This is a genomic window from Corallincola platygyrae (assembly GCF_039544265.1).
In the GTDB taxonomy this organism is placed as follows: Bacteria; Pseudomonadota; Gammaproteobacteria; order Enterobacterales; family Neiellaceae; genus Corallincola; species Corallincola platygyrae.
Genome location: NZ_BAABLI010000008.1, coordinates 370,173 through 385,945, shown reverse-complemented (window position 1 = coordinate 385,945; position 15,773 = coordinate 370,173). Strand labels below are relative to the sequence as shown.

Below are 15,773 nucleotides of genomic sequence, written 5' to 3'. Positions count from 1 at the left end.
TTAACTCCGCAATCCGGTGCCTGTACGAAGCAGGTACATCACCCAACCAAATAGCAAACTGATCATTACTAGCAGTACGCCTAAGGCAACGCCGATGTTGATGTCCGATACACCGAGGAAGCCATAACGGAATGCATTCACCATATAGAGTATTGGATTGACCTGAGAGACCCCTTGCCAGAACTCTGGCAATAACTGGATAGAATAAAATACGCCGCCAAGGTAGGTCATAGGGGTGAGCACAAAGGTTGGAATGATTGAGATATCGTCAAAGCTTCGAGCAAATATCGCGTTCGCCAGGCCACCCAAAGCAAACAGTACCGAGGTCAGCAAGACGGTTATAAACAGAACACCGACATTGTGTAACGCCAGCGGGGTAAAGAACATGGAGACCATGGTCACGATAAATCCAACCAGCAGGCCACGGGCGACACCACCACCGACAAAGCCGGCAACAATCACCCAATTAGGCACGGGTGCCACCATCAGCTCTTCCACATTACGCTGAAACTTAGCGCTATAGAAAGACGAGGCGACGTTGGCGTAGGAATTGGTGATCACCGACATCATGATGAGGCCCGGCACTATATAGGTCATATAGTCGAAGCCACCCATCTCGCCAATGCGACTGCCTATCAGGTTGCCGAAGATAACGAAATAGAGGGTCATGGTAATGACAGGCGGCACCAGGGTTTGCACCCAGATCCGCATAAAACGAATGATCTCTTTGCGCCAGATACTTTCCAACGCGATCATATGGCGACGATGGATCATGCTTTTGCCTCCCTACCCGCTTCAACCAAACGGACAAACAGCTCTTCCAAGCGGTTGGCCTTATTGCGCATAGACAACACCTGCACACCCTGCTCTGTCAGCTGACTGAATACCTCATTCAATCCCCGCTCCTTCTCCACATCGACTTCTATACAGGTTTCATCTAGGCGCCGACTAACAAAGTCTGTTAATTCAATGTCTGGGGCTCCCGGAGCCAGATCCAACAGGAAGGTTTCTACGTTGAGTTTTGCAAGCAGGGACTTCATCGACGTGTTTTCAACTATGGTGCCGTGGTCGATGATGGCGATATTGCGGCACAACATCTCCGCCTCTTCCAGGTAGTGAGTCGTAAGGATAATGGTTATTCCCTGCTGATTAATCTCGCGCAGGAATTCCCACATTGAGCGGCGCAACTCGATATCAACACCTGCGGTGGGTTCATCCAGGATCAGCAGTTTAGGCTCGTGCATCAGCGCGCGGGCAATCATCAGTCGTCGCTTCATACCACCAGAGAGCTCTCTGGCACGCTCATTGCGCTTTTCCCAGAGTCCAAGTTGAGTCAGGTATTTCTCCGCTCGAACCTTGGCCACCGTGCGAGTCACACCATAGTAACCCGCTTGATTCATCACGATCTGAAGTACGGTTTCGAACTGATTAAAATTGAATTCTTGCGGTACTAGTCCGATTTCTAATTTGGCAAGTTCACGCGCCTGATCAATGTCATGGCCGAAAACGGCGACATCGCCTTCACTTTTGTTGACCAGGGCACAGATAATACCGATCGTTGTACTTTTACCAGCGCCATTTGGCCCAAGCAGGGCAAAGAAATCCCCCTGCTCCACGGTCAGGTCAATGCCTTTCAGCGCCTTGACCCCACCGGCATACGTTTTAGTTAACCTTTTAATGCGTAAGGCATTCATAACAAGACGTCACCCGGGTAATTAACAAGAATGGCTGGTCATTTCAGACGCTAAGCGTCGACCTTGAATGCAGTGAGACTAGCCTGCGGTTAGTCCCTCAGATATGGAGCGTATTTTGGCAAATATCAAGCAGTTGTTTGAAAATAATCAGCGGTGGGCAGAACGTCGCCTGAACGATGATCCCGAGTATTTTCAAGAGCTGGCCAAAGGTCAGAGCCCAAATTATCTGTGGATTGGATGTGCCGACAGTCGTGTCCCTGCAGAGCAATTAACTGGCCTGAAAGCCGGCGAGCTATTTGTTCACCGCAATATCGCTAACCAAGTGATTCACACCGATCTCAACTGCTTAAGCGTAATGCAGTATGCGGTGGATGTGCTCAAGGTGCCTGAAATTATTATCTGTGGTCACTACGGCTGCGGCGGCATCGTGGCGGCGATGAATAACACCAAGGTCGGCCTGGTAAACAACTGGCTGCTGCACGTTCGTGATATCTATTTGAAGAACAGAGACAAGCTGGATCAGATAATTGATGACGACGAACGCGCAGATCGTCTGGCAGATCTCAATGTCATCGAGCAGGTCTACAACACAGTCAACTCAACCATTATTCAGGATGCCTGGGCAAGAGGGCAGCGCGTAAGAGTTCACGGTTGGATCTACAGCGTTGAGGACGGCAAGCTGCAAAACCCCGGCCTTACCATTGAACGCCCTGAAGAGTGCGAAGAGTTATATCTTCATGCACTCAACAAAGTCTTTGCGGATTGATATAAGGATAGCTTCCCGTTATCGGCGGGAAGCACCATACCCCCAGCGCTCCACTAAGTCCTGCGGCTCTCCCAGATGGTCCAGAAGTCTTGCCACCATAAAATCCACCAGATCTTCAATTGATTTGGGTTGATGATAGAACCCCGGTGCCGCAGGCATGATGGTTACCCCTAGCTGCGCCAGTTTCAGCATGTGTTCAAGATGAATAGCAGATAGAGGGGATTCTCTGGGCACCAGAATCAATTGGCCTCGCTCTTTAAGCACTACATCCGCAGCACGTTCAATCAGGTTATCACTGGCGCCGGTAGCGATAGCTGAGAGGCAGCCAGTGCTGCAGGGGCAAACAACCATTTTCTTTGGTGCGGCCGATCCTGACGCTACAGGCGAAAACCAATCGTCTTTACCGTAACAGTGTATCTGCCCTTGATTCACGCCTGTGTATTCCGCAAACACAGCCGCCATCGCTTCTGGTTTAGCAGGCAGTTTCAGGTCTTGCTCTGTCGCAAAGACCACTCGTGCAGCAGAAGAGACCAACAGATGTATCTGCCAACCCGCTTTACCTAATACTTCTAGTAATCGCAGCGCATAGGGCGCTCCTGAGGCGCCAGTGATTGCCAGGGTCAGTTGTTTGTCATTGTTTGCGAAACGCTTTGTGTCGCTTTGTGCTGCCTGCGAACTCAAGCAACCACCTCTTGTTTTAATTCATCAATGATCTTGGTATGTAATCCGCCGAAGCCCCCATTACTCATGATCAGCAAGTGGTCTCCAGGTGAAACTGACTTCAATATAGCCATCTTAAGCGCATCCAGATCATCAGATACCGTCACGGGCTGGGATAATTGCTCTGCAACGTCGCTCAGCGACCATTCAATACCGGGTGGTTGAAACAGAAAGACTTCATCTGCGGCTTTCAAACTATCGGCAAGTTGCTGCTTATGGATCCCGAGCTTCATGGTGTTTGAGCGGGGCTCCAATACCGCAATAATTCGTTGCTCTCCTACCTTGGCCCGTAAGCCATTTAGGGTGGTAGTGATTGCTGTCGGATGATGGGCGAAATCGTCGTAGACCATGATGTCATTCACCTCAGCTTTGAGCTCCATACGCCGCTTGGGGCTTTTAAAGCGAGACAATGCATCAATCGCGACATCAGGTGTCACGCCTACATGACGGGCGGCGGCAATCGCCATCAAACCATTTTGCACATTATGCAGACCTATCAGCGGCCAGCAGACACGGCCGACTTTTTCGCCCTTCAGAAGCACATCAAACTCACTGCCATCAGGAGTCACATTGGTGACATCCCAGTCTTTGCCTTTGCCAATGACCTGCTGCTCGCTCCAGCAGCCCATCTCAATGACGTCAGCTAACGCCTGTTCCTGCTCAGCCCAAAGAATTTGGCCAGAGCCGGGTACCGTGCGCACCAAGTGATGGAACTGGCGTTTAATCGCCTTTAGGTCATCGAAGATATCGGCGTGGTCAAACTCGAGGTTATTGAGAATAAGTGTTCGTGGGTGGTAGTGAACAAACTTGGAGCGCTTGTCAAAAAACGCACTGTCATATTCATCGGCTTCTACAACAAAGAACGGGCTGTCGCCGAGTCTTGCAGACACATCAAAGTTCCCAGGTACACCGCCAATCAAATAGCCGGGTGCAATACCCGCATCTTCGAGCACCCAGGCCAGCATGCTGGCTGTCGTTGTTTTGCCATGAGTACCTGCGACCGCTAATACCCAGCGTTCGCGCAACAGGTGGTCGCCCAGCCATTGCGGACCAGACACATAGGGAAGACCTTGTTCGAGCACATACTCAACGGCGGGATTACCACGACTCATGGCGTTGCCAATCACCACCAAGTCGGGTCTGGGCTCAAATTGCGAAGGGTCATACCCCTGAACCAACTCAATTCCCAACTGCTCAAGCTGGGTGCTCATTGGGGGATAAACATTGGCGTCGGAGCCTGTGACTTTATGGCCGAGAGATTTGGCGAGGGCGGCTATGCCTCCCATAAAGGTGCCGCAAATGCCGAGAATATGAATATGCATTGAGGTGGCCTGCTTACTACGAAAAACGCCAGTTTACTGGGTTTAAGCAGGCCAGACGATGTTTATAGCAACCTTTACGGTGTCAATCACACTATTTGCGTCCGCCACCCATTGAGCATTTCGAAAATGGATGTTCAGGCTGCAAGCAAGTTTGGAAATACCCGGTAGTACCATCTGATTCCACCCACCAGGCTTGACCATAGCCTATGGCAAACCCATCAATGCACTGGCCTTTCCATTCAACTGAGACTGCATCGGGGATGTAGTGTTTGTTGACCTTGCAACCGCTATCCGCCATTAACCAAGCGTCAGGGTTGTGGTACACGTAGTAATCGCCCGGCTGAGTTTCACTCATCTGCGCGCATCCAACGGTGAACAATAATAACGTACAAACTAACAACGCTTTCATCATGGACTCCTATCGACTTAACAGTGGGACCAAAATTAACAACGTGAGTTCCATCACATTTTTATTACGTTAGCTTTTCTCGATGGGTTCATGACCTGAGGCAAACTCGCGGCTATAATAGCCAACACTTTTATCTAAGATAATTGTTAAAGGACACAGCTCGTGAGCCTGAATCAGGTGCCTGCAGGTAAGTCCCTGCCAGATGACATCTACGTAATCATCGAGATCCCAGCAAACCACGATCCGATCAAATACGAAGTAGACAAAGACAGCGGCGCACTATTTGTTGACCGTTTTATGTCTGCCCCTATGTTCTACCCTGCAAACTACGGTTACGTAAATGACACACTGTCACTGGACGGTGACCCTGTTGACGTACTGGTACCAACTCCATACCCACTGCAGGCAGGTTCAGTAATCCGTTGTCGCCCGGTTGGCGTTCTGAAAATGACCGATGAGTCAGGTGAAGACGCAAAAGTTATCGCTGTGCCTCACACTAAGCTGAGCAAAGAATACGACCACATTCGGGACGTAAACGACCTGCCAGATCTGCTGAAAGCACAGATCACACACTTCTTTGAGCGTTACAAAGAGCTGGAAGCTGGCAAATGGGTGAAAGTTGAAGGTTGGGCCGACGCCGCCGCAGCCAAAGAAGAGATCCTGAACAGCTACGAGCGAGCTCAAAACAAGTAATTGAGAGTCTTATCGTTACTTTAAAAGCGGCCAAATGGCCGCTTTTTTATGTACAGGAAGTACGGCCGAAAACTGCGCCATGCAATTAGACAGTTCCAACACCTACGGCGGGTCTATGGGTGCGGGCATTTTCTTGTGGCCACTCAACTCTCGAGGATCCACTTCAATAAAGTATTCTTGTTTTTCACCGCGATAAGGCCAGTAATAGCGCCCGCCGCAGTCGTAACTCCCTCGCAGATCTTTGCGCAAAATACAGCCTGGTGGAAGTTGGGAAATCCATTGCCAGTCTTGTTGCATGCGCAACCACTGTTCAAATTCTTTCTCCTGCTGCATTTGTTCACGCTGCTCCCAAATGCTTACCTCTCTGGGCTCAGAGCTTTTTCGAACAACAATTTTGCCGTCCGCATACAGCTCACTGACTAGCCCTGCAACTAAGATGAGCCCAAGACCAAACGATGCAACCAGTTTTGAAGAACGTTTCATCATATTCACCTCTATTCTCAGGTTAACCTGTTGCGAGTACTACGCAAGTGGTCTGTCCATAATTGAGGCTTGGTTAATTTTGAAACAGCCCACAGACTCTAAGCACCAGTCAGCGTATCCTAATCTGCAATCAGTTGATTGATCTACACTTAGACCATCGTTCTCAACCTGCAGGAGTAGTCGATGCAATCCTTTTTGCGTGCCTGTCTAGCTATCAGTTTACTGAGCGCTCCGGCCACGGCTGCCGATATCGAGCTTTGGCATGCCCATCAAGCGCGGGCCTTTATCGAGCAGGTTGTTGAAAAATTTACGGAAGAAACCGGTGTCACTGTAAAAATAACGCCATTTGCACCAGCAAAGGTCAAAGGTGAGCTATTGCTGGGAGCAGCCAGTGGGTTGACTCCTGACGTCATTCTCGTGCCTTCAGACTTTCTCGGCTTACATCAGGAGTTGAAACTTACCCAAGTCGATGCCGATTGGAACGACTCATCTCTGCTGGACTCAGCTAAGCAAACCACCATCATATCGGAGCGCCAATACGGCATACCTGTTATTCAGGGCAACCACCTGATGCTTTATTACAATAAAGCATTTGTGGACTCACCGGCTACCAGTTGGAAAGAGCTGGCGAAACAGCAGGAAGAACTCAATCAAAAAGGGCTAAAGGCGATTGGCTGGAACTACGGAGAGATGTACTGGTTTGCGCCTTTCTTGGGTGCATTTGATGGTTGGCCCATGGCAGGAGACAAAGTTACTTTAAACTCGCCCGCCATGATTAAGGCACTTAACTTTTACAAACAATTAAGTGACAGGGACATAGTGCCCAAATGGTGCGACTACGATTGTGCTCAGAAGCAGTTTATCGCTGGCGAGTTTGCATACTCTATCAACGGTGATTGGGCATACAGTGATTTCAGAAAAGAGCTGGGTGACAATTTAGGCTTGTCCGTGCTTCCGACGATTGACGGCCAACCACTCCAACCTATGTCATCCAGTTTTGCTCTGGCTTTCCCCAGAATGCAAAAAGACAGTGAAACTGCAGATATGTTGAAGTCCCTGTCTCTGTTTTTTCAGAAAGAGCAAAGTCAGCTCCATATCTATCACGAGTTCAAATTGCTCCCGGTAAATGGCAAGGTCTTCGAGCAAGTCCGCAAGAATGCCATTGGTGACGAAAAGGTCATACTCGACCAGCTCGCATTAACCAAAGCGATGCCAAGTGAACCCGCAATGGCGATTACTTGGGAAGCGCTAGCTAAAGGTTACAAACGATTTATGGACCACGGCTACACAGCCGAAAGAGCCGCAAAGTATATGCAGTCGCTTGCCGACCGTGAATTGAAGAAGTATCAGGGTAAATAGGCTGAGTTATCGTGTTTAAGGTCAGAAGTCTGCTGGCATTGGTGATTGTTGTGGTGACTGTGATCCCGTCAGCATCTATCTCCTATTTGCTGCTGCAACAACAATATAAAGCGAATGATGCGTCTCTGCAGAAAAGCCTAGACCGCGCATTGGATAATACGGTCCAGGATATGGACTTTAAATTCTCCATTTTCTCTACCAACTTTAATCTGTTCTCCAGAGAAAGGTTCCTGATACAGGCTCTGGACAGCTTTTTGTTCAGTAGCCATGCCTTCACTGCGATGAAGGACTTTGTCGAGCAGACCCCCTTGGTATCATCTATTTACCTGTTGGACAGAGAATTATTGATCGTAGAAGAGTTCCAAGGATCGATCGCAGGCCTCGAAGACAGTGAACTGATGAAGCGACTGCAACGAGCGGTCGAAGAGGGCCACGTCAAAGACGGACGCCAACTGCTGTTCCAGTTCCGCGATCCCCGAATGACCAATACGGGTAAGAACGAAAGTGGACCCAGTGAATATGGCATTGCGGTTTTGATGCCTCTCTATCTGCATGTTTTGCAGGAGGGGGTGACCCGAGAAGTTGAGGGCTATATTCTTTCAGTTATTCCATTTAATCAGGTATACGGCGTTATTAACAATCACCTGCAGGAAGGTGAAGCGTTAGAGATTATTCAAGGCCAAAGGCCCATTGCCGCCTCGCCTCAGGCAGATGAGTTGCGTAAACAACATGACCATCAGATGGCGATAAAAAATCTTGAGATCGGCGCGAATCTGACAGAGAACGCTCTGAACTACACCCTGTTCCTTCATGTAAAACGCAGTACCAGGCTGGCTCAGCTAGCTGAGGCACAGCAGACGTTGACTGGCAGCATTATTGTCGCATTGGTCATATCCATGCTGATCGCATACCTGCTGGCACGACTGATTGGCCGGCCATTTAACCTGCTTTCATCTGTACTGGAGCAATACAAAGCCGGTAACTATGTTGCCCCAACTCAACGCTTTCGCTTTATGGAGTTCGAACAGGTTCGCCAGTTAATTGCTGGTATGGGGGACACCATTACCCGCCAACTCAGAACATTACAGGATAAAAATCGCGAACTGCTCCATTTGGGCGAGCTGAAAGACGACTACTTGAGCAAGCTTACTTCTCTTAACGAACAGCTTGAGCAACGTGTTGACGAAAAAACCAAAGAGCTTCGAGTCTCCCTAAGCAGAGAGGAACGCAGTAAGCGCTTTATGCAAAGCCTGCTGAAACTCTCAATTGAATTGCAGCAATGTGAAAACAACATGGAAGTCACGGAACTGAGTCTGCAGTTGTTGTGCGAACTGTTCCCTGATGAAAAGCTAGCGCTCTACTTTGCTCCCAGCCGTTATCAAAATGCATTCTTTGTCACCGAAGGCATTAAATCGACTGAACAACTCAACGTACGCGACGAACTGGAGCAATTTACGTCCAGAAAGATAAGTGAACTACCAAAAACAATCGATTTACACCATGAACATTTCTACCTGTTCCACTTGGGCTCTGTATCTAACCAGTTTTTAGGTGCGCTGGTGGTTCAATCTGGACAGCTGGACAATGAGCATCAAAACAACTTCAGGCTGTTCGCTAAACAGATCAGTGCCATTGTTGAAAACCGCCAACTGACAGATGAACTGGAAGTGATGGCTCGTACCGATGAGCTTACAGGACTACCTAACCGGAAAGCGTTCGAAGAGGCCGTTGAAGAATTCCGCGTTATTCATGAACGTTATCCAGAGCGCCACTATGGTTTGTTCGTAGTTGACGCCAATGGTTTGAAGCTTGCGAATGATAGATATGGGCACCAAGCAGGTGATGGCTTGCTGAAAGAGTTGGGCGAGCTGATGCTTAATACCTGTCGCAAAAGTGACAGTGTTTATCGCCTTGGTGGTGATGAATTTGCGTTACTGGTGCAAGAAGGAACCCTCAAGGGATGCGAGCTATTGATGGATCGACTGGTTCAAGAGCAAGGGCGGCACGCGATTGAAGTTACCGAAGAAGGTAAGCGCTCAGAGTACGTCATCTCTTTCAGTATAGGCTTTGCTTCAACCGAAGAGTTTCCACCGAATCGGTTGTTTAAGATCGCAGATGAGCGTATGTATGATCAGAAGCAGACTTATTACCGGATGAAAAACCTGAGCCGACAACGTTCAGAAAGCAATAATGACAGCTAAAACCCGTGGTTCAGAACCCGCCAGTGTCAGACAGATAGCAACACAAGCACTAGCCCAGCAAGGGGTGCTCAGCGATGACTTGCTCGAGCACAAGACCTTGGGCGAGCGCACTCGCTATCGCCAGCAATTGTTGCTACAGCAACAACAACAAAATATCGAGCAAGTAGCCGCGGTGGCGCTTAGCCATTGTTCAGGTAAAGATGCCGGTTCGGCTCTGGATCCAGACTGGTTAAGGCATTTCATTCAGTTGGCAGAAACCACCTATAACCCTCAAATGCAGGCCCTGTGGGGTAAGATCCTGGCTGAAGAAAGTCGCTTTCCTGGTTACTTCTCACTTAAGTCACTCGATACGCTTCGGGGTATGACAACCAAAGAGGCTCTTCACTTTCAAAAGCTGTGTGCATTGAGGAGCACCTGGGGAAGTGGTGGTAAGCGGGTACTGATAGGCTGGCTCGACACCCCACACTGGTGGCAATGGCGACGCGATAACGCCGAGACACTCTCTTTGTCAAAACACGGCTTGCCCTACAGCGTACAGATGACGTTAACCGATATCGGATTGCTGCACCCAAGCGAGCTGGAATCAGGCGAATTGGCTCAGGAGCCTATGGCATTAAATATCAACGGTCAGCGTTTGATAATAAAGCCGAAAAGAGAGGGGATCAGGTTAGTCTATTACCGTTTTACACCAGTAGGGGATGAATTGAGCCAACTGTTGCCAGACGCCCAACGACAAACCTATATCGAGGAGTTGCGGACTCTGTTAGAGCCCGCATTTGAAATTAAATAGCCTAATTATTAGGGTCGGGAGTAAACCAGGCTAATCGCTCTGCCAACTCGACAACTTCACCAATAATTATCAAGGCCGGCGAACCAACATTTGCTGATTCTACGATTTCAGATAACTGAGACAGCTTGCCTTTAACAATACGTTGTTTGTCAGACGTACCACGTTCAACAATCACAAACGGTGTGTCTGCCTCTCTTCCATGCCCTATCAGCTGTTCTTGAATAACAGCACTGCGCATAACCCCCATGTAAACCACTAACGTATGAGAGCGCTTTGCAAGTGCCTGCCAATCCAGGTCGTCGGCGCCTTGTTGACGATGTCCGGTCACAAACATGGCCGTTTGTGCATAGTCCCGGTGCGTCAGCGGGATCCCCGCATAAGCTGCACAGCCTGATGCCGCGGTAATGCCCGGCACAACTTCAAATGGGATATTCTGTTCAACCAGCAGCTCTAGTTCTTCGCCACCCCGACCATAAATAAAAGGGTCTCCGCCTTTGAGTCGGACAACACGCTGCCCAGCCGCGGCACGTTCTGCCATTAATCGATTGATATCAGCTTGAGGTACGCTGTGGTTGCCAGCCCTTTTACCCACACAGACTCGCTCTACCGTTTCCGGTACCAAAGACATTATCGGCTCGGAGACCAGATAGTCGTACATCACCACATCCGCCTGCTGCAGACGTATCAATGCCTTTATGGTTAACAGACCAGGGTCCCCCGGACCTGCACCTACCAGTGACACGGCAACGGGCGGCCATTGCTCAGTCATCTGTTGTGCTAGGTTCTCTGCACAAAGGCGTAGTGGAGAGAGCAAATCTTTCATTCAAATCTCCGATAAATCTGAAAGCGGCGGAAAATACGTTCTGACAAAAAACAAAAGGGCCCTGCAGGGCCCTTTTTACTGCAATAGAAAATCGTTTAGATGCCATCACCCATGACATTACTGTCATGCAGACCACATTCACGCTTAAGGCCAAAGAAACGAGTCTCTTCCTCTGTCATGCCTGCTTCGAGCGGACGGCTGGTGTGATGATCGCCAACGGAAACATAGCCCTGGTCCCAAAGTGGATGGTAGTCCAAGGCATTCTCTTTCAGGTAATAGTGCACATCCTTGTTGCTCCAGTCGATGATCGGAAGCACTTTAAAGCGCTTATCCACTAAATCGACAACCGGCAAAGTTGCACGCGTTGACGACTGAGTACGGCGCAGACCTGAGAACCAGGTACCCACATTCAGTTCGCGCATCGCACGCTGCATCGGCTCAACTTTGTTGAGCTTGTTGTAGCGGTCGATACCTTCAACGCCCTGCTCCCATAAACGGCCATGACGAGCTTCCTGCCACGCAGCACTTTCCAAGCTTCGGTACACCTTCAGATTAAGCCCAAGCTGTTCTGTCAGTGTATCAATGAACTGATAGGTCTCTTTGAACAGGTAACCTGTATCAATAAGAATGACAGGTATGTCTGGGCGCTGCTTGGAAACCAAGTGAAGCATTACTGCAGCTTGAATCCCAAAGCTGGACGACAGCACAATTTCGCCGGGCAAATGCTCCAGAGCCCATGCCACACGCTGTTCGGCCGTTTGCTTCTCCAGCATTTGATTGATATCTGTTAGCGCTGCCTGCTGTTCACTCACAGGCAAAGCTAACAGTTGTTCAGGCGTTGTCATGGAAGTCCCTCGCAGAATCTACAACCGCGCGTACGATGCCAGTACGGACGACAAAATCACCAAAGCGTTCATCACCTTCACGCTCTTTGGCCCAGCGACCAATCAGCGTATCGATCTCTTGTCTGATCTCTGCGTCGCTGATGTTTTCACGATACATACGTGGAATACGTGTGCCGTCGTGGTTACCACCCAAATGCAGGTTGTATTTACCCGGGCCTTTACCTACCAGGCCGATCTCCGCCAACATGGCGCGACCACAGCCATTCGGGCAGCCAGTAACTCGGGTGATAATGGAGTCGTCACCCACGCCATGCTTCTCCAGCATGCCCTCAATGTCAGTCACAAACTCAGGCAGCATGCGCTCAGCTTCCGCCATCGCCAGTGGACACGTCGGTAGCGCAACACAGGCCATCGAGGCTTTGCGCTGCAGGCTGACACCATCGTCGATAAGACCGTGTTCACGAGCCAGTTGCTCGATCTGGTCTTTCTGCTCGGCTGGCACGCCCGCAATCACCAGGTTCTGGTTAGCGGTCATACGGAAATCACCTTGATGGATCTCGGCAATTTTCGCCATACCGGTTTTTAGCGGCTTGTTCGGGAAATCGAGAATACGACCATTTTCGATAAACAGGGTCAGGTGATGTTTGCCATCAATACCTTCGACCCAACCAAAACGGTCACCGCGCTCAGTGAACTCATATGGACGGCTCGCTTCAAACGTCACGCCTGCACGACGCTCCACTTCCGCCTTGAACACGTCAACACCCACACGCTCTAAGGTGTACTTGGTTTTTGCGTTCTTACGGTTAACACGGTTACCCAAATCGCGCTGCGTCGTCACGATTGCTTCTGCGACGGCTAACGTGTTCTCAACCGGAATAAAACCGAAATCATCTGCCTTGCGTGGGAAAGTCGCCGTATCTCCGTGGGTCATGGCCAAACCACCGCCCACTAGCACGTTAAACCCAACCAGCTTTCCGTTGTCAGCGATCGCCACGAAATTCATGTCATTGGCATGAACATCGACATCATTGAGTGGCGGGATAGCAACTGTCGTTTTGAACTTACGTGGCAGATAATTGCTACCCAAAATAGGTTCTTCAGTCGACACCTGCTTTTCGCCATCCAACCAGATCTCAGCGTAGGCCTTGGTGCGTGGTAGCAAATGCTCAGAGATCTTCTTGGCCCAGTCATAGGCTTCAGCGTGTAGCTCAGATTCCACAGGATTCGAAGTACAAAGCACGTTTCGGTTTACATCTCCGGCCGTTGCAATCGAATCGATGCCCATATCGTGCAGCGTTTGGTGCATCAGCTTCAGATTACGCTTCAACACACCATGAAACTGGAATGTTTGACGGGTTGTCAGACGGATGCTGCCAAACATGGTGTGTTCGCCAGCAAATTTATCGATACCCAACCACTGTTGTGGTGTGATGATCCCGCCAGGCAAACGCGCACGCAGCATCATGGTATGCAACGGCTCCAGCTTTTGCTTGGAGCGCTCTGCACGGATGTCGCGGTCATCCTGTTGATACATGCCGTGAAAACGGATCAGCTGGAAGTTATCTGAAGTAAAGCCGCCGGTCAGACCGTCATTCAGATCTTCAGCAATCGTACCGCGCAGGAAGTTACTTTCGCCCTTAATGCGCTCATTGTCCGCCAGTTTGCCGGTCACTTTCAGTTCATTTATATCGCTCATTAGTAAACATCCCGTTGATAGCGCTTGGCGCGGCGTAAATCAGATACATAAGCTTCAGCGTCTTCCTGGCTCTTACCGCCATGCTCAGCAACTACAGCAATCAATGCTTCGTGGACATCTTTCGCCATACGGCTGGCGTCGCCACAGATATAGAAATGAGCACCACGCTCTAACCAGGCATAGAGTTCAGCACCGTTTTCACGGATTTTGTCCTGAACGTAGATCTTGTGGGCTTGATCGCGAGACCAGGCCAGGTCGATCTTGCTCAATACACCGCTTTTCACGTAACGCTGTATTTCAGTTTGATAAAGGAAATCTTCAGTGAAGGTCGGGTTGCCGAAGAACAGCCAGTTATCCCCTTCCGCATCGTTAGCTTCGCGCTCTTGCAGGAAGGCACGGAATGGAGCAATACCTGTTCCCGGCCCCACCATGATCACTGGCGTGTCACCGCTTTCTGGCAGACGGAAGTGATCGTTGTTTTCGATGAAGACTTTGACTTCACCGCCCTCTTCCAGTCGTTCAGCCAGGTAACCGGAGGCACCGCCAAGGTGTTCTTCGCCGAAGGCATCATAGCGAACCACACCGACCGTCAGATGAACCTCTTCTTCAACATCCGCTTGTGATGATGCGATTGAGTACAGGCGCGGTGTTATGCGACGCAGGCAGCCCTGCAACTGTTCCGCTGTCAACTTGGCCGGATACTGACGAACCACATCGATCACCTGACGCTCACCGATAAACTCACGCAGAGCAGTTGCATCTTCTACCAGCTTGCTTAACTCATCGCTGTTTGCGAGTTCGGCGTACGCTTTAACAAAGCTGGGAACCAGCTGGGTTAGCTCATACTTTGAGGTCAGTGCATCTTTCAATGACAGCGTGTCATCATCCAGTTTTACTTCGCTGGCAGGATCGACGTCCAACAGACCAAGCAGCTCATCAACCAATGCCACATCATTGTCAAACCATATGCCCAGAGAGTCTCCAGGACGATAGGCAAGGCCTGAGCCTTCCAAATCAATTTCGACATGGCGAATATCTTTAATAGAATCACGACCAGTGATTTTCTGGTTAGCAAGCAACGACGCGGTAAAAGGATGTTTCTTGTCGTACTGGCTCGCTGTCGCGGAGACTGACGTGTTGGCAGCGACACCGGCCTGAACGGGTGCATGCACTGCTGCTAGCTCTTCCGCCAGTAGATCAACCAACTGGTTACGCCATGCTTCCGCTGCGGCTTCAAAATCGACGTCACAATCGATACGATCCAGCAAACGAGTACCGCCCTGTTTCGCCAGACGTTCGTCAAAGTCCTTACCGGTTTGGCAATAGAACTCGTAACTGGAATCACCCAATGCCAATACAGAGAATTTCAGATCAGCCAGTTTGGGCGCGCGCTTAGAACCCAACAATGCATGCAGCTCTTCTGCTTCATCCGGTGGATCACCCTCGCCATGGGTACTTACGACGACCGCAAGGTGAGTCTCTTTTTTCAGCTGCTTGGCAGGATAATCCGCCATAGACACCAGCTTGGTAGAAAGGCCTTTCGCCTCAGCCTGCGCCTGCAACTGCGCAGCAACGGCTTTACCGTTACCACTTTGAGTTCCATATAGAATGGTCAGTGAGCCACCCGCGGCGACAGGAGCTTCTGCTGGTGCAGGAATGCTTGCGGCAGCACCGCCAGCATTCGCCAGTCCAGCAAGATAGCCACTGACCCAGGTCAGCTGTGCTGAATTAAAATCACCTACCGCCTGCTGCAGGCGTAGCAGCTGCTCTTGATTGAGCAACCCTGAGAGCAAATTGTTGTCCGTAGAAGCCATCGCTTGAAACTTTCCCATATTGGCAATTGGGCATAGCTTAAGCAGTCAGAACAATAACTCGAAATAATAAAAAAAGATTTTTTATAACCTAAAGGAATTAAAAAGAGGGGGTTTAGCGTGTTTGGTTTTAAGGATAAAAAATATCATAGACCAAA

Annotated in this window: 15 protein-coding genes; 5 read left to right on the top strand and 10 right to left on the bottom strand. The window is 49.9% G+C overall.

Features of this window, described 5'->3' with window-relative positions:
- Both ABEA14_RS07190 and ABEA14_RS07185 read right to left on the bottom strand, forming a co-directional pair.
- The gene (locus tag ABEA14_RS07190) at positions 1–774 is read right to left on the bottom strand and encodes an ABC transporter permease (protein ID WP_345339220.1); all 774 of its coding nucleotides are present in this window, start codon (positions 772–774) and stop codon (positions 1–3) included.
- On the bottom strand, positions 771–1,694 hold the full coding sequence (locus ABEA14_RS07185; protein WP_345339219.1) for an ABC transporter ATP-binding protein: 924 nt from the start codon (positions 1,692–1,694) through the stop codon (positions 771–773). The genes ABEA14_RS07190 and ABEA14_RS07185 overlap by 4 nt, the downstream gene beginning before the upstream one ends.
- Before the next feature lie 115 nt (positions 1,695–1,809).
- Between ABEA14_RS07185 and can the strand changes: the two genes are divergently transcribed.
- The gene (can, locus tag ABEA14_RS07180; RefSeq protein ID WP_345339218.1) at positions 1,810–2,460 is read left to right on the top strand and encodes a carbonate dehydratase; all 651 of its coding nucleotides are present in this window, start codon (positions 1,810–1,812) and stop codon (positions 2,458–2,460) included.
- Positions 2,461–2,478: 18 nt separating this feature from the next.
- Here can and ABEA14_RS07175 read toward each other — a convergent pair whose 3' ends face one another.
- The 3 genes from ABEA14_RS07175 to ABEA14_RS07165 all read right to left on the bottom strand — a co-directional run bounded on the left by ABEA14_RS07175 (position 2,479) and on the right by ABEA14_RS07165 (position 4,857).
- Positions 2,479–3,141 carry a flavin prenyltransferase UbiX gene (locus ABEA14_RS07175; RefSeq protein WP_345339217.1) on the bottom strand — a complete coding sequence of 221 codons (663 nt, stop codon included), beginning with the start codon at positions 3,139–3,141 and terminating at the stop codon, positions 2,479–2,481.
- Positions 3,138–4,502: a UDP-N-acetylmuramate:L-alanyl-gamma-D-glutamyl-meso-diaminopimelate ligase gene (gene mpl / locus ABEA14_RS07170; RefSeq protein ID WP_345339216.1), complete on the bottom strand. Its 1,365-nt coding sequence runs from the start codon at positions 4,500–4,502 to the stop codon at positions 3,138–3,140. Before mpl ends, ABEA14_RS07175 begins: the two co-directional genes overlap by 4 nt.
- A gap of 91 nt (positions 4,503–4,593) precedes the next feature.
- Positions 4,594–4,857 (bottom strand): hypothetical protein, encoded by a 264-nt coding sequence (locus ABEA14_RS07165; protein WP_345339215.1) that lies wholly within the window; start codon positions 4,855–4,857, stop codon positions 4,594–4,596.
- 216 nt (positions 4,858–5,073) lie between these two features.
- Here ABEA14_RS07165 and ppa point away from each other — a divergent pair, with 216 nt between their 5' ends.
- On the top strand, positions 5,074–5,604 hold the full coding sequence (gene ppa, locus ABEA14_RS07160; RefSeq protein ID WP_345339214.1) for an inorganic diphosphatase: 531 nt from the start codon (positions 5,074–5,076) through the stop codon (positions 5,602–5,604).
- A 102-nt stretch (positions 5,605–5,706) separates the two neighbouring features.
- Here ppa and ABEA14_RS07155 read toward each other — a convergent pair whose 3' ends face one another.
- Positions 5,707–6,087 carry a hypothetical protein gene (locus ABEA14_RS07155; RefSeq protein WP_345339213.1) on the bottom strand — a complete coding sequence of 127 codons (381 nt, stop codon included), beginning with the start codon at positions 6,085–6,087 and terminating at the stop codon, positions 5,707–5,709.
- A gap of 183 nt (positions 6,088–6,270) precedes the next feature.
- Between ABEA14_RS07155 and ABEA14_RS07150 the strand changes: the two genes are divergently transcribed.
- The 3 genes from ABEA14_RS07150 to ABEA14_RS07140 are packed head-to-tail and all read left to right on the top strand — an operon-like array spanning position 6,271 to position 10,437.
- Positions 6,271–7,446 carry a sugar ABC transporter substrate-binding protein gene (locus ABEA14_RS07150; RefSeq protein ID WP_345339212.1) on the top strand — a complete coding sequence of 392 codons (1,176 nt, stop codon included), beginning with the start codon at positions 6,271–6,273 and terminating at the stop codon, positions 7,444–7,446.
- 11 nt (positions 7,447–7,457) lie between these two features.
- Positions 7,458–9,647, top strand: coding sequence for a GGDEF domain-containing protein (locus ABEA14_RS07145; protein WP_345339211.1), 2,190 nt, complete (start codon positions 7,458–7,460; stop codon positions 9,645–9,647).
- Positions 9,637–10,437: a TIGR03899 family protein gene (locus ABEA14_RS07140; RefSeq protein ID WP_345339210.1), complete on the top strand. Its 801-nt coding sequence runs from the start codon at positions 9,637–9,639 to the stop codon at positions 10,435–10,437. Before ABEA14_RS07145 ends, ABEA14_RS07140 begins: the two co-directional genes overlap by 11 nt.
- Position 10,438: 1 nt before the next feature.
- Here ABEA14_RS07140 and cobA read toward each other — a convergent pair whose 3' ends face one another.
- The 4 genes from cobA to ABEA14_RS07120 form a co-directional block, all read right to left on the bottom strand.
- Positions 10,439–11,260: a uroporphyrinogen-III C-methyltransferase gene (gene cobA / locus ABEA14_RS07135; protein ID WP_345339209.1), complete on the bottom strand. Its 822-nt coding sequence runs from the start codon at positions 11,258–11,260 to the stop codon at positions 10,439–10,441.
- A gap of 95 nt (positions 11,261–11,355) precedes the next feature.
- Entirely contained in the window at positions 11,356–12,105 is a 750-nt protein-coding gene (locus ABEA14_RS07130; RefSeq protein ID WP_345339208.1) for a phosphoadenylyl-sulfate reductase, read from the bottom strand.
- Positions 12,092–13,804 (bottom strand): assimilatory sulfite reductase (NADPH) hemoprotein subunit, encoded by a 1,713-nt coding sequence (gene cysI / locus ABEA14_RS07125; RefSeq protein WP_345339207.1) that lies wholly within the window; start codon positions 13,802–13,804, stop codon positions 12,092–12,094. Before cysI ends, ABEA14_RS07130 begins: the two co-directional genes overlap by 14 nt.
- On the bottom strand, positions 13,804–15,618 hold the full coding sequence (locus tag ABEA14_RS07120; protein WP_345339206.1) for an assimilatory sulfite reductase (NADPH) flavoprotein subunit: 1,815 nt from the start codon (positions 15,616–15,618) through the stop codon (positions 13,804–13,806). The genes cysI and ABEA14_RS07120 overlap by 1 nt, the downstream gene beginning before the upstream one ends.
- Between the last annotated feature and the right edge of the window lie 155 nt (positions 15,619–15,773).

Excerpts from the sequence above, each read along its gene's own strand:
- ABEA14_RS07190 (WP_345339220.1), bottom strand. The coding sequence starts at position 774 with ATGATCCATCGTCGCCATATGATCGCGTTGGAAAGTATCTGGCGCAAA.
- ABEA14_RS07185 (WP_345339219.1), bottom strand. The coding sequence starts at position 1,694 with ATGAATGCCTTACGCATTAAAAGGTTAACTAAAACGTATGCCGGTGGG.
- mpl (WP_345339216.1), bottom strand. The coding sequence starts at position 4,502 with ATGCATATTCATATTCTCGGCATTTGCGGCACCTTTATGGGAGGCATA.
- ABEA14_RS07165 (WP_345339215.1), bottom strand. The coding sequence starts at position 4,857 with ATGAGTGAAACTCAGCCGGGCGATTACTACGTGTACCACAACCCTGAC.
- ABEA14_RS07155 (WP_345339213.1), bottom strand. The coding sequence starts at position 6,087 with ATGAAACGTTCTTCAAAACTGGTTGCATCGTTTGGTCTTGGGCTCATC.
- ABEA14_RS07150 (WP_345339212.1), top strand. The coding sequence starts at position 6,271 with ATGCAATCCTTTTTGCGTGCCTGTCTAGCTATCAGTTTACTGAGCGCT.
- ABEA14_RS07140 (WP_345339210.1), top strand. The coding sequence starts at position 9,637 with ATGACAGCTAAAACCCGTGGTTCAGAACCCGCCAGTGTCAGACAGATA.
- cobA (WP_345339209.1), bottom strand. The coding sequence starts at position 11,260 with ATGAAAGATTTGCTCTCTCCACTACGCCTTTGTGCAGAGAACCTAGCA.
- ABEA14_RS07130 (WP_345339208.1), bottom strand. The coding sequence starts at position 12,105 with ATGACAACGCCTGAACAACTGTTAGCTTTGCCTGTGAGTGAACAGCAG.
- cysI (WP_345339207.1), bottom strand. The coding sequence starts at position 13,804 with ATGAGCGATATAAATGAACTGAAAGTGACCGGCAAACTGGCGGACAAT.
- ABEA14_RS07120 (WP_345339206.1), bottom strand. The coding sequence starts at position 15,618 with ATGGCTTCTACGGACAACAATTTGCTCTCAGGGTTGCTCAATCAAGAG.